The organism is Niveibacterium umoris (assembly GCF_014197015.1).
In the GTDB taxonomy this organism is placed as follows: Bacteria; Pseudomonadota; Gammaproteobacteria; order Burkholderiales; family Rhodocyclaceae; genus Niveibacterium; species Niveibacterium umoris.
Genome location: NZ_JACIET010000001.1, coordinates 1,076,478 through 1,089,859, shown reverse-complemented (window position 1 = coordinate 1,089,859; position 13,382 = coordinate 1,076,478). Strand labels below are relative to the sequence as shown.

Below are 13,382 nucleotides of genomic sequence, written 5' to 3'. Positions count from 1 at the left end.
CTGAATCAGCCCTTTGTGTCAGCCAGTTCGACCTGGCCGGTTTCCAGGTCAACCTCGGTACGCAGCAACAGTTCAAGGGGAACCGGCTGCGCCCAAAGCTGGGCCGAAATCTTTACGCTGACGATGTTGTGCCAGTTGAGCACGCTGTCGAGCGTGACCGCTTCCACAACCAGGGTATCGGCGAGAATCCGGGGCTCAAAACGGAGGATCGCCTCGCGAATGGCACGTTCGAGGTCCGCGACCTCGAGAGTCGACGCAGTCTCGCCGGAAAACGCCGGCAGCCCGAAGTTGATCACGGATCGTTCGACCTCCGGATAGTCGCTGAGGTCTTCGGTTGCCGCGAGTCGCGTCGCATTCATGAGCCAGCCAAGGTCGCGCAACACGGCCGCGCGCAGTTGGCTCTTGGACAGCACGCGCTTTTCCCTCGGCTCGATTTTCTTGTCTGGCTCGTCGTCGGTCAGCCGGTCGAGCAGTGCGGGTTGCAGGCGGTCCAGCGGCGTTTGTTCGACCATGCTTACTCGGCGGTTGTCTGCGGTGTAAAGCGAATCTCGCGAATGCCCATCAGGGGGTGGTCTCCCGCATCGGTCGTGAAGATGCGTTGGCCCAGTCCATGGAATACACCGCTTGCAGGTTCATTCCACTCGGTCTTGCGGGCCAGCCGGATCAGAGGATCAGGATCCGATTCCGAGCCGGCATAGCGAGTCGGGATCACACCGACCGCTTCTCCGCCGTTGGTGAATTCGAAATGGGCGGGCATCCAGACAAGGTCGCGCAGATCTTCGGGCGCTTCGATAGATATCCTGCTCAGCGCCTCAAAGGGCACGAAGTAGTACTTGCCGTTGATCACTGCCTCGCAGACGGGGCCCAAGCGCATATCGGCGTCTGCGATCCAGTCGAAGGCTTCACCGTCGAGTGTTCCCGAGGTTGGCGGTGCTTGCTCGAAGGCGGCCTCGCGCAGTTGGCCAGCGTGCGCAGCGTCGCCTTGTCCAGCGGTGAGCAGGGATTCGATCAGCAGAGCAAGCCACTGCTGCGGCATGCCGAAAATCAGCGGCGAACGCCGGCCGGAAAACACTTCCGCCCGGAGTACTTCGCAACGCAAGGCTTCGCGATACATCTGCGCCATTGCCAGCGTCGAGGCATCCAGTTCCGCGGCGACGTTCAATTGATTCAAGGCCCGGTCCCACTGACCGAGCACAGACAGCAACTGGAACAGGAATACACGCAACTTGGGGTCCGACGGGTTGGCGCGCACGCCATCTTGCAGATGCTTGAGCGCGGCATCGGGATCTGCGTCGCGAATGGCTTGTTCTGCTGCGGCAACCGGGTTCATCTGCGTGTTCCTGAAATTGGGAATGCGTTAGTCGGGCTGAACGTCTGTCTCGAAGATCATTGCGCCGCGAGATCCGCCGGACTTGGTCTGGGGTTGATACTGGACTGCGATCTTCTGGAACCCGACGCGAATCACTTCAGAAAGCACCGTGCTGTCGGCTTCATTGCCGCCTTCGATACGTTGATGGGTGATGCGTGCCTTCTCAAGAGTGATCGAGAAGTAATCCAGCGCGTCAACGCCGCCAGATTTGCGGACGGTCAGTGTGAGTTTCTTGATCAGTTCATTGTTGCGGAGAGCGGCCATCAGCGGGGTCGTCGCGGAATCGACGCGCTTGGTGATCTCCAGTTCCTGCATCGACGTGCGGCCACTGCGGGTGCCGAGGGCTTCCTGGGATGCGTCCATGCCCCAAGCCCAGCTGAGTACGTGAATCTCGTCAGGGTGCTGAGGGTCTACCGACTCGCCCTTAATGACGCCCTGTTTTGTGCCTTCGATCTTGGCAAACATGTCGCGCTGGGACATCGCTGCGAGTCTCCGTCACTGGGGATAAAGGTGGAAAAAAGGCCTTGGAGAGCGGCGTTCTCCAAGGCCCGATGCGCTGCTTAACCGAACGGGGTGTTCTCTGCGATGTTCCAACCGACGATCTTCGGACCGCCCTCTGCGCCGCCTTTGTCGTTCTGCGGCTGGTATTCAAACTTCACCTTGGCGAAGTTCAGGGTGACGTTCTCGGTCAGTCGATCTTCGCCACCACTGCCACCGGTGCTTACCGAGGTAACGATCACTTCGTTCATCGTGATCTTGATGTACTCAAGCGGGTCCTTGCCGGCCTTGCGGACGACCAGAACTGCGTCATCGTGGTGCTCGCCGTTACAGCAGGACAGCATCAGCGCGTGAGAGGACGCATCGACCCACTTCGTGAACGAGAGGTCTTGGACGTTGACCTTGCCGGAACCGCCGCCGCCGCCCATGTGGGTGGTGCCGGACTGCGACATGCCCCAACTCCAGGCGAGCACATCGATTTCCTTTTTGTGCGTCTTGTCGTGGGATTCACCGTCGATTCCCTTGATCTTCATGAACATATCAACTGCCATGGTGCCTCTCCTTCGTTGGTTGCGTGCTGATCGCGCTCGTCGCGAGCGGGTTCGTCATGAGCACTAATCGGAGTGCCCGCCCGATCCAGTGCCGACCTCCAGCAATGTCGGCGATGTAACAATGCGGTGCTGCGGTGAGACATGTGCGCCCGGCTTGCGCCGGGCGCATTTCAGGCGGCCTTTTGCGAAGGCAGCTTCGACACCAGACGAAGTGAAACGGTGAGGCCTTCGAGCTGGTAGTGCGGGCGCAGGAAGAACTTGGAAGAGTAGTAGCCGGGGTTGCCCTCGATTTCCTCGACCCTGACTTCTGCGGCAGCAAGCGGACGACGCGCCTTGGTTTCTTCCGACGAGTGCGCCGGATCACCGTCGACATAGTTCATGATCCACTTCTGGAGCCAGCGCTCCATGTCATCGCGCTCCTTGAACGAACCGACCTTGTCGCGCACGATGCACTTGAGGTAGTGCGCAAAACGGCAGCATGCAAAAAGGTAGGGCAGGCGCGCTGCAAGGTTTGCGTTGGCGGTGGCATCCGGGTCGTCGTACTCGGTGGGCTTTTGCAGGGACTGCGCCCCGATGAAGGCCGCGAAATCGGAGTTCTTGCGGTGGATTAGCGGCATGAAGCCGCACTTTGCGAGTTCCGCTTCACGACGATCGCTGATCGCAATCTCGGTCGGACACTTCATGTCCACGCCGCCATCGTCCGTCGGGAAACTGTGCACCGGAAGGCCTTCGACTGCGCCGCCGGACTCGATGCCGCGGATCCGTGAGCACCAACCGTATTGTTTGAAAGAGCGATTGATGTTCACCGCCATTGCGTAGGCCGAATTCGCCCAGGTGTACTTGCTGTGGTCGGCCGCGCCGGTATCCTCTTCAAAATTGAAGGCTTCGACCGGGCTGGTGCGCGCACCGTACGGAAGGCGTGCGAGAAAGCGCGGCATGGCCAGGCCGATGTAGCGTGCGTCGTCGGACTCGCGCAGCGAGCGCCAGGCGGCGTATTCGGGGGTCGAGAAGATCTTGGTCAGGTCACGCGGATTGGCTAGCTCCTGCCACGAGCCCATCTGCATCAAGGTTGGCGAAACGCCGGCGATGAAGGGCGCGTGGGCGGATGCAGCCACCTTGGCCATTTCGCCGAGCAACTCCACATCCGGTGCACTCTGGTCGAAGTGATAGTCGCCAACAAGGCAGCCGAAAGGCTCGCCGCCGAACTGGCCGTATTCCTCTTCGTACAGCTTCTTGAACAGCGGGCTCTGATCCCAGGCCGTACCCTTGTAACGCTTCAGCGTTTTGCCGAGGTCGTTCTTGGAGATGTTCATTACGCGGATCTTCAGCTGCTCGTCGGTTTCCGTGTTGTTGACGAGGTAATGAAGCCCGCGCCAGGCGCCTTCCAGCTTCTGGAAGTCTTCGTTGTGCATGATCAGGTTGATCTGCTCGGACAGCTTCTTGTCCAGCTCGGCGATCATCGATTCGATCGTCTTGATGACGTCTGCACCGATCAACTGGGTCTGGGACAGGGCTTGTTGAGCGAGGGTCTGGACTGCGCGGCTGACCGCATCGCGCGCCTCGTCGGTCTTCGGCTTGAATTCACGCTGAAGAAGCGACGAGAACTCGTTACCTTCCTGCGCGGTGGTTGCAGCTTGCGATTCAGTCTGCATCTGGTTATCGGCCATTCGGGTTGCCTCCGGCTGATGTCGATGGATTTACCGATGAGGGGCGCTCAGGCGCCCGGCTCTTCGGCAGGTTTCGGGGCCGCAGCCAGCGTCTGGAGCAGCGCAGGGTCGCTAAGAACCTGCGAAATCAGCTCTTCGGCGCCGGTCTTCCCGTCCATGTAAGTAATGAGGTTGGAGAGCTGCTGGCGGGCTTCCAGAAGCTTGTTCAATGCGTCGACCTTGCGCGCGACTGCCGCCGGCGAAAAGTCGTCCATGCTCTCGAACGTCAATTCGACGTTGAGATTGCCCTCGCCAGTCAGCGTGTTTGGCACGGCAAAGGAGACGCGCGGTTTCATGGACTTGAGGCGGCTGTCGAAATTGTCGACATCAATCTCGAGGAACTTGCGGTCAGCAACGGGCGCCAGCGGTTCCGCCGGCTTGCCGGAGAGATCGGCGAGCACGCCCATCACGAACGGCAACTGAACCTTTTTTTCCGCGCCGTAGAGTTCGACGTCATATTCGATCTGAACGCGCGGTGCGCGATTCCGCGCGATGAATTTCTGGCTGCTATCCGCCATGTCTGCCTCCGGTCAGGTGTGAAGTCTTGGCCCCAATTGCGAGGCCGCGACGGGCTTTACTCGCTTTCAAGCTTGGCGCCAACGACTGTCTCTGCCTGGGAGAGTCCGTCCGGAGCCATGTCATTCAACAACTCAAGGAAGTTCATGTTCATCATGCGTTGCGCGCGTCGAAGCACCAACTGGACCGGATTGCCCGGTTCGTTCTTTTTAAGGTAGTCGCAAACGCGCTCAAGTGTGGCAACAACGTCTTCGCGCGTGCGAATTTCTCCCGGTCTTGCCGTGGCCTGTATCCCGCCCTGAGATGCGCCGGCCTGGATGGCCTCGCCATCGCTTGACGCCTCTGCCGGGCTTGCTTCCGGTGCCACCCGTTCAATGAGTTGCCGAACGGAAAAAAGCGACGCCAGAATTGGTTTTAGATCAATCGCCTGTGCGCTGCCAACCTTGTCGCCAAGCAGTGCTTCCACCGCTTTTACGCCATCGAAGGCGGCGCGAACGCGAGACGGCAACTCGGGGTCCTCGGCGAGGCCGGCCGAGAGCATTCCGGTGATCTGCGTTTCTGTCAGGGGAGAGTCACCGCGGGCGGGCAATTTGCCGGCGAGGACTTCAATGTCGCGAACCGTGACTGGCCCGGCTTGCCTCGTCCGCACCAGCCAAGCCTCACGCAAATCGCCCACTACGGCTTCGACGGAGGTCAGCGGAGCAAGGGCGTTGACCCGCATCGTCGGATCATTGTCATCCTCTGCATCGAGCTCAGGATGTATCCCTTCCCAGTACCGATCGAGGAGGCCATGAACCAGCGCAAGACCCTCGGCGAATCCTTTGAAGCCTTCGGTCCGCGTGAGCGCCCGCATCAGATAGATCGCAACGCGAAGATCTTTGGTGCGGGTGAGAAGGGCGGTTGAAAGACGACGTACCTGCGGCCAGTCGGGGCCGCTGCCCTCTATGCGACGCACGTTGCCGCTACTGTCGGTGCCGAACTCCTGGTCCGGCTGCACTTTCGCGGCTTCTTCGAGTTCGAGAAAAGCCGGGTCGTATTCGAGGTTGGGCCCGCAGGCGGACTCGTCCGAAACCGGTTTCAGCCAATCCTCAAGATCCACGATACCCCCTCTGGAAAGTGGTGCTGGTTCGCGTGCCGATGATGCCTGCTTATTTTGCACAGATCATGACGCATCGACTACTTGCATGACAGTGAATATTCACCCGGTTCGCAGAGTTCTGGGCGACCAAGTCCTTCAGTGTCGGTCGTGGCTGGCCGTCCAGGGCCCACTTCGGCAATGACTCCGGCCCGGAGTCGCCGTGTGACGTTTTCGGTGCGCACCGAGTCTTCGATCTTCTGGCGCCGCGCATCTTCAGCGACGGCCGAAACGGCGGTAAGCGCACCTACAAGGTTGGCGTTCTGAGAGAGCGCCCCGTTGTAATAGATCTGGATCTCGGTTAGCACGTTGGTGCCGTCATAGAACGGTATCTGCGCGCTCTCACCACCTGCGAAGACGGCGAAGTCGGGCCGGAACGCGCCTTTGGGTGTCAGGGTCACGAAACCGCCGCGTTGACCGTCGCCAACCTGTATCCGGATCCAGTCGCTTTGCGCTGGGGTGCCGTAGCCCCGAGCCGTGAGCCCTGGCGTCAGGATGTCGAACTGGACACCTGGCAGCGAGGTCGGAACGCCTTGGGCATCGATATATGGCAAGCGTGCCTTGATCAAGCCATCGGTGCCGGTCTTCAGGCGCGCAGCGGTGAGTTTGATCGCGTCGCCGAGAATGCCCGCAGCCAGGCGGTCCTGATCTGTGGACGGCGCCCCGGCAACATTGAGCTCGTCTGAGTGCAATCGCACAAAACCTACTGGGACTGTGGTGGCGGTCGGGACGAAGCGCGAGTTATCGCCGAACTTCCCGCTACTGGCGGAGATGCCTCCGTGGACGGCATTGTCTTTGCCTTCGAGATTGATCGATGCACCTTGACTGGCTTGCAGGGACAGCAGACTGCCCGCAGCCGTTTGTATCGTGGATGTGCTGCCTTGTTCGATTGCCGCGCTGTACTCGGGAAGCTCTGCTGACTGGAAACGATAGGTGCTCAGACCAGTGCGCCGGATCGCTTCATTGAGGGCTTCGTCCGTGTACCGCGTCAGCACTGTGGGTATGGCGTTGCTGACGATCGCAAGGGTGCCTCCATCAAGGCGCAGATTTCCATCGATGGCCAGGATGCCGTCGCTGGCTAGACGCCCGCCGTTGGCCAGACGAACGTCGCCGAGTCGGAGTCCGGCCGAATTGAACAACCCCGCGCTGTCCGCTTCGACGCCAACGCTCGCGGACGGATCGAGACGATTTGCCGCGTTGTCTGCGGTGATGCGACCGCCGGCTACGAAGCGGAACGCGCTGTGCGTGACGAGCGCGTCGGCGATGTTGATGTCACCGGTCGTTCGCACCGTCGGGCGCCCGGCCGGGGTAGCGAAGTCGAGTGTCGTGGATTCCGATGCGGCGCCCGTGTTGTCGGTCACGAGAGAACCAAGCGCGCCTTCGGCCCCGATCGGCGCGGTGAAGCGCGTTGATCCTGTGGTGGCGACGGACAGGCGGGCGCCACTGCCACTGTTCACCGGTCCGTTGAAGGTAATTGCGCCAGCTTCACGACTGGCAAGATTGCTATCGGAGCCAAGCCAGACAGGTCCGTTCCACGTCTGCTCCTTGCGGGTCGCGAGCTGCGTTACAGCTTCGTCAATACGAGTGCCGGCGCTCACGGTGAGGCTGTCGATGGGGGTGGAGGTGCCCATCGCACCGTTGAGCGTCACCCGGTCGCTCGCGTTCACTGCCAATGTGTGCGCGCCATCGACTGTTCCCGAGAGTTTTGCAGTGGCGCCATCCATGGAAGTGTCGGCGGCAAGCAGGATTTGTCCGGATAGCGAAACTTCACCCGCGTCCGAAATGAATCTGCCGGCAATCGTCGAATTGCCAGAGATCGAGATTGCACCGGTGCTGTGCACGCCGACCAGATTGGCCGGTCCGGTCACGTTCAGGGAACGAAGCGCAGTGCTGGCTCCGACGGGCGAGGAGAGCGAGATGGCATTGGTACTGAAGAGGGTGAGGTTCTCGTGACCATTGACCGCACCTGTCAACGTGAGCGTGCCGGCGTCTGAACTTAGCGCGACGTCGCCAGTAAGTTCGAGGTTTCCGTTGAGGGTAAGTGCGCCCCCGTTGGTCTGGTAACGGCCACCGAGGCGGGCGTCTCCGGATACCTGCAAGGGCCCGTTGATGTTGATGTCGTTGGCGGTCAGCGGGCCCGCGACCGTTACGCCGGTCGCCGCCGTTGTGCCGCCGATCGTGCCAACAAAGGTGGTGCCGGTACTCGATGCAGTGCCCAGGCGATGAGCACCGTCCACGGGGCTTTCGAAACGGATGCTGCCGGCGGCCGCATTGACGCTGACATCGCCCAGCATCGCGGTAGCGCCTCGGACGGTGAAGTTGCCGCCGCCAGTCTGGTAGTTGCCGTTGAGTCTGGCCGCGCCGTCGAACAGCATGGCGCCGGTTGTCCTGATGCTGCCTGCGTTGGTGTCGCCCGTCACCTGCAGCCCGGTCAGTGCGGTGTCAGCCCCAACGGCGTCGAGGAACTGTGCGGAGGAAGCCGTCAGATTGAGGCGGTGGGCGCCGTCGACGGTGCCCGAGAAGCTCGCGCCAGCGGTGCCTGTGCTGACGTCGGTGTCGCCCGAGAGGGTGGTCTTGCCGCCGATGGTCAAGCTACGGTTCGCGGTGCTGAAATGGCCGCTCAGCGTGGACGGGCCGCTGAGGCTGATCGCGCCTCCGGCACTGATGCCATTGATGACAAGCCCTGAAGCGCTCAGCGCGACGTCGCCGCTACTGTGTGTATCACCCGTGATCTGGAGCGTGCCGGCGTTGACGGACAGTGTGGCAAGCGCGAAGGTCGAGCCGAGTTGCCCGCCGAAAGTGCTCGTTCCGGTGTTGCTCACGGTGAGGCTATGCGCGCCGTCAATGTTTCCGGACAGCGCGATGGCGCCGACGCCAGTTTCGATACTGGTGTCGCGCAAGAGCGTTGTTGCGCCGCTCATGCGGAAGTCGCCGCCGCTGGTCAGGTAGTTACCGCCGAGCACTGCCGGGCCGGCGACCGTGACATCGCCGTGGGTGCTGACGTCGGCGAGATTGGCGGGACCGGTGACCGACAAGCCATTGAGTGCGGATGAGGCTCCGACCGGTGCGCCAAACGTTGCGCCGCTGGCTGACAGGACGGTCAGGGTGCTCGCGCCGTCTACCGCGCCGGTGAACGCCGCGCTGCCCGCGTGCGCCCGTACGGACGTGTCGGCAAGCAGGCGCGTTGCGCCGCCGACCGAAAGTGAGCCGCTTGTCAGGTCCAGGGCGCCGCCGATTAGCGCGGGACCGGAGACAGTGAAATTGCCCGTCGTCGAAGCGCTGTGGATCTCGACCGGTCCGGTGACCGAGACGCTTGTCAAGCGGGTTGCGCTGCCAAGCGGCCCGACAAAGCGTGTTCCTCTTGTCGAGGACGTCGTCAGCGCATGGGCGCCGTCGAGCGAAGAAAGGAAGGCAATTGCCCCGCCACCGGTTGAGATTGAAGTCGCACCGGTGAGAGAGGCAGCGCCATTGAGCGTGACGTCGGCATTCGTTGTCGTGTAGGCGCCGCTCAGGCTGCTGGCGCCAACCAGATTGACCGGCCCCCCGGCATCGATACCCGCGAGCGATAGGGTGGCCGCTGTCAGAGTGACCGCGCCGCTCGCATGCACAGGCAGTGCTGACGAGACGGCGGCACCGGTGACGTTCAGCGTGGTGAGCGGCGTGCTTGCCCCAATCGATTGCGTAAAGTTGATCGCGCCGGGGGCGTTCAGTGCGAGGTTGTGCGCGCCGTCCAGGTGGTCGCCAAAGCTGATCGCTCCACCACTGCTGACCGAGACGTCGGCGCCCAGGGTGGCAGCGCCACTGACAGTGAAGTTGCCGCTGGTCGTGGAATAGGTGCCAGCCAGCGTCGTTGGGCCGCTGAAGGAGAGCAGGCCGGTGGTGCGCACGTTTCCGACGCTGACCGGGCCGCTGGCAGAAAAGCTGGTCAGCGGGGCCGTGCCGCCGATCGCCGCGGAGAAGCTGCTTGAGCCGCTCGACGCGGTGTTCAGACTATGCGGGCCATCGACGGTGGACGCAAAAAGAATCGAGCCGCTGCCGGTCGAGATCGTGGCATCGCCTGCGAGTTGAACCGCGTTGCTGGCGTTGAACGCGTTGTTCGACGTGGTGAAGGTGCCCTTGATGAACGCCGGGCCATTCAGAGTGATCGGGCCACCGGCAGTGATGCCGGATGCGTTGACCGTGCTCCCGCTCAGGGTCACCGCACCGGTGGTCGAAATCGACTGCGTCGCCGTGATGCTGCCGCCGCTAGAGCTCAGGGCGGTGAGCGGGGTTGTTCCACCCACGACGCCGGTGAATTGGGTTGAGCCAAAACTGCTGGTCGTTAGCGCGTGCGCGCCGTCGACCGACCCAGCAAAGGCAATACTGCCGCTACCGGTCGTGATTGATGCGTCGCCAGCGAGTGTCGTCACCCCCCCGGCCGTGAATCCACCCCCAGTTGTGACGATGCTGCCGTTCAGCGCAGCCGCGTCGCCAATCGTAATTGTGCCGCTTGTCGCAACACCCCGCAGTGAGGTGAGGCCTGTTCCTGTAGTGGTCAGAGATGCGAGCGGAGTAGATCCACCGACGGATGCGGCGAAAGTCTTGTTGGCATTGCCCGTCACCACCAGCGCATGAGCACCATTTACAGTGCCAGAGAAGGTCAGCGCTGAACCGGCGTTTAGCGTGACCGGCCCCAGCAAATCAAGACAGGGCAGGGTGCCGACAGCCGGTAGGGTCCCTGCGAGTCCGTCGCAACCAGTGGCGCCGCTGCGAGTTGCGAACCCGAACCCGGCGGTACTCAGCCCAGACGGGAAGAGGATCGTGCCCGCCGTGGTCTTGAGGAAGGTTGGCTGCTCAAGAGTGACCGCATCGTTGTAGATCTGATTGCCTGAGGTCGTCACTGAGGGTGTGGCGGGATAACTCATCCCCCTTATTGCTAGCACGGTCGCCCCGGATGCGTCAGTCGTCAGGCTCGCCAGCGGCGTCGTGGCACCAATGGCGGCTTCCAGGCGGGTGACGCCACTCGTGTCCAGGAGGAGATTTCTCGCGCCGTTCATGGTGCCGGACAGCGTGATCGCTCCACCTGCAGCATGCACCTCAGTATCTGCAGAAAGCGTCGTGACCCCCGAGGTCGTGGTGGTAAAGCTGCCGCCACCCGTTGCGTATGAGCCCGCCAACTGCATCGGGCTGGCTAATGTGATCGGGCCATTCGTGCGGATACTGCCGAGTTGCGCAACGCCAGTGCCGGTGACATCAAGACTCGCGAGGGGCGTGGTGCTGCCAATGGGCGCAGCAAAAACCTTGGTGAAACTGCCTCCGACCGTCAGTGCATACGCACCGTCAATCGTTCCGGAGAGCGTAAGCGGCGCCGTTGCCGTCAGCGTTGTAGCGCCTTGCAGGGCGAGGCAGGGCAGCGAGCCAGATGTCGAGAATGCTCCGGACATGAGATCGCATGGATTCGCGGTGTCTCGCACAGCGAGCCCGTTTCCGTCGGTTGTCATCGACGCGTAACTGATGACACCACCGGTGCTTTTGAGCAGCGTCGGTTGCGCAATAGAGACTGCGTCGTTGAAGGTCTGATTGCCGGTTGTGGAGATCGTGGCTTGAGTGGGGTAACTTAAACCCGAAACGTCGATGAGCGTGCTGCCCCCGGCATCGGTCGTTAGACTCACCAGAGGACTCGTACCCCCTATCTGCCCCGAAAGCGTGGTAGTCCCCGAACTGGAAAGGGACAGCGTTTGCGCGCCATCCACGGCGCCACCCAATGTGATTGCGCCCGATCCGGTTGATATCGCCGTCGCGGCGCCGAGCGTGATTGCGCCAGTTGTGTTGAACGCGCCGCCGGACGTGGTGTAAGTACCACCTAGTATCGCGCTTCCGTTGAAGGTGATTGCGCCAGTTGTTGCGATGTTGCCGGCAGTCGCTGGTCCCGTAACTGTGAGGCTGCTCAGTGGCGCGCTAGTCCCCACCGCGGCCGAAAACGTGGTGCCGGCAGTGGAAGTAGTCGACAGGCTGTGTGCGCCGTCTACCGAGGCCTTGAAGCTGATCGTTCCCGCACCGGAGGTAACAGAGCTGTCAGCACCCAGGGTCGTCGCGCCATCCACCGAAAAGGCGCCACCCGATGTGCTGTAGGCCCCACTTAGCAACGCAATGTCGCGGAAGGAAATCGCGCCTGACGTGGCGACTGCGCCGGCGATGACAGGGCCGTTCACGATTACCGTATTGGGACGAGTAGAGCTGCCTACTGGCCCGCTGAGAGTCGTTGTGCCGGTTGTGGTGGTCTCGAAGACATGCGCACCGTCGATGGAACTGCCGAAGCTTACGGCGCCGCTACCGGTTACGATGAAAACATCGCCGGCCAGTTGCGTCGCGCCGTTGACCATCATCGACGTGTTCGTCGTGTTGTATCCGCCAGAGAGGCGGGCGGTGCCATTGAACAGGATTCCACCGCTGCTATTGACGCCGCCAGCCGTGACCGGCCCAGTCACCTGGACGCTCGACAGTTGCGAGGCGCCGCCAACGGCAGCGGTAAAGCTCGTCCCGGCACTTGATGTGGTCTGGAGGGTGTGGCTGCCGTCCACCGTGCCGCTGAAGGTGATCGTTCCGCTACCGGTTGCAACATCGACATCGCTTCCGAGAGTGCTTGCTCCGTTGACACGGAAGTTCGCATTCGTAGTCGTGTAGGCACCGTTCAGGGTGGTCGCGCCGGTCAGCGTCGTTGCCCCGGTCGTCACGATGCCGGCGCTGCTGCTGATTGTGCTCGCGGACACGTTGAGGCTGCTCAGCGCCCCTCCGGTTCCCGCCCCTACAGTTCCAGAGAAGCTGACAGGGCCGGTTGCGGTGACTGTGAGTGTGTTGGCGCCGTACACGGCACCAAAATTCGCTGTCGCCGCGTTGAGTGTGACCGGTGCCATCAATTTGACGGTACCGCTGGCAGTAAAGCCGCCGAGGCCCAGATCGATGGTGCCGTTTTGCAACTGGATCTCGCCGGAGCCGCCGGGCTGGAGAATCAGGTTCAGGCGGTCTGCCGACGTGGACGCCTTGGGCAGGATCTGCCCATTCAGAATGATGTTCCGATCGGCATGCAGGGTCAGGCTGTTGTTTCCGGCATTGCTGTATTTGAGATCGGTTTTCAGGGTGATGTCACCCGCTTCCGCGCCAGCAGCAGAGGTAGTCACCGTGACGTTTGCTCCGCCCGCAAGCGCAGCGTCCAGCACGTCCACATCAAGTTTGGCGCCGCTTGCGTTGGGAGTGAAGGCAGTCGGGGGGGAAGGTGGCGACGGCGTAACGGTGATGTTGCTGCTTGCGCCTTTGACGATCTCGACGTCGTAGGGATCAATCAGCCACGATCCGCCGACCCCTGCATCCGGTGCGACGCGCAGATCGAGCCCGCCAGCGGACGACGTCTCGATGAAGCCGCCTTTGCCACCTCGGGTTGATATCGCACCGGCCACGACCGTGTTTCGGTTCGACCACAGCACGATGTTCCCGCCCTGTCCGGCACCCCCGCCTTGCGCGGTAATTGAGGCCCCGGACGCAACATGGAGCTGGTCTGCATTAGGGATCGTCGTGTCACGGCCCTGCGCACCGCCCCCAAGAGCAATCCGCCCGCCGTTGGCGCCCGAAGC

At 62.1% G+C, this 13,382-nt stretch carries 8 protein-coding genes; all 8 read right to left on the bottom strand.

All coding sequences use genetic code 11. The features are described 5' to 3' along the window. Positions 1-5: 5 nt before the first annotated feature. Positions 6-512 carry a type VI secretion system baseplate subunit TssE gene (gene tssE, locus GGR36_RS04820; protein WP_183632439.1) on the bottom strand — a complete coding sequence of 169 codons (507 nt, stop codon included), beginning with the start codon at positions 510-512 and terminating at the stop codon, positions 6-8. Positions 513-514: 2 nt separating this feature from the next. Beyond that, positions 515-1,330, bottom strand: a complete 816-nt coding sequence (locus tag GGR36_RS04815) for a type VI secretion system accessory protein TagJ (RefSeq protein WP_183632437.1) — start codon at positions 1,328-1,330, stop codon at positions 515-517. A gap of 27 nt (positions 1,331-1,357) precedes the next feature. After that, positions 1,358-1,849: an Hcp family type VI secretion system effector gene (locus tag GGR36_RS04810; protein ID WP_183632435.1), complete on the bottom strand. Its 492-nt coding sequence runs from the start codon at positions 1,847-1,849 to the stop codon at positions 1,358-1,360. An 80-nt stretch (positions 1,850-1,929) separates the two neighbouring features. Next, positions 1,930-2,418, bottom strand: coding sequence for an Hcp family type VI secretion system effector (locus GGR36_RS04805; protein WP_183632433.1), 489 nt, complete (start codon positions 2,416-2,418; stop codon positions 1,930-1,932). A 170-nt stretch (positions 2,419-2,588) separates the two neighbouring features. Next, entirely contained in the window at positions 2,589-4,085 is a 1,497-nt protein-coding gene (gene tssC / locus GGR36_RS04800; RefSeq protein ID WP_183632431.1) for a type VI secretion system contractile sheath large subunit, read from the bottom strand. Between the two features lie 47 nt (positions 4,086-4,132). Further along, positions 4,133-4,642, bottom strand: a complete 510-nt coding sequence (gene tssB, locus GGR36_RS04795; protein ID WP_183632424.1) for a type VI secretion system contractile sheath small subunit — start codon at positions 4,640-4,642, stop codon at positions 4,133-4,135. A gap of 56 nt (positions 4,643-4,698) precedes the next feature. Continuing rightward, positions 4,699-5,739: a type VI secretion system protein TssA gene (gene tssA / locus GGR36_RS04790; protein ID WP_183632416.1), complete on the bottom strand. Its 1,041-nt coding sequence runs from the start codon at positions 5,737-5,739 to the stop codon at positions 4,699-4,701. A 77-nt stretch (positions 5,740-5,816) separates the two neighbouring features. Continuing rightward, on the bottom strand, positions 5,817-13,235 hold the full coding sequence (locus tag GGR36_RS04785) for a hypothetical protein (RefSeq protein ID WP_242533088.1): 7,419 nt from the start codon (positions 13,233-13,235) through the stop codon (positions 5,817-5,819). Between the last annotated feature and the right edge of the window lie 147 nt (positions 13,236-13,382).

Coding starts and splice junctions, on each gene's coding strand:
- tssE (WP_183632439.1), bottom strand. CDS start 512: ATGGTCGAACAAACGCCGCTGGACCGCCTGCAACCCGCACTGCTCGAC.
- GGR36_RS04815 (WP_183632437.1), bottom strand. CDS start 1,330: ATGAACCCGGTTGCCGCAGCAGAACAAGCCATTCGCGACGCAGATCCC.
- GGR36_RS04810 (WP_183632435.1), bottom strand. CDS start 1,849: ATGTCCCAGCGCGACATGTTTGCCAAGATCGAAGGCACAAAACAGGGC.
- GGR36_RS04805 (WP_183632433.1), bottom strand. CDS start 2,418: ATGGCAGTTGATATGTTCATGAAGATCAAGGGAATCGACGGTGAATCC.
- tssC (WP_183632431.1), bottom strand. CDS start 4,085: ATGGCCGATAACCAGATGCAGACTGAATCGCAAGCTGCAACCACCGCG.
- tssB (WP_183632424.1), bottom strand. CDS start 4,642: ATGGCGGATAGCAGCCAGAAATTCATCGCGCGGAATCGCGCACCGCGC.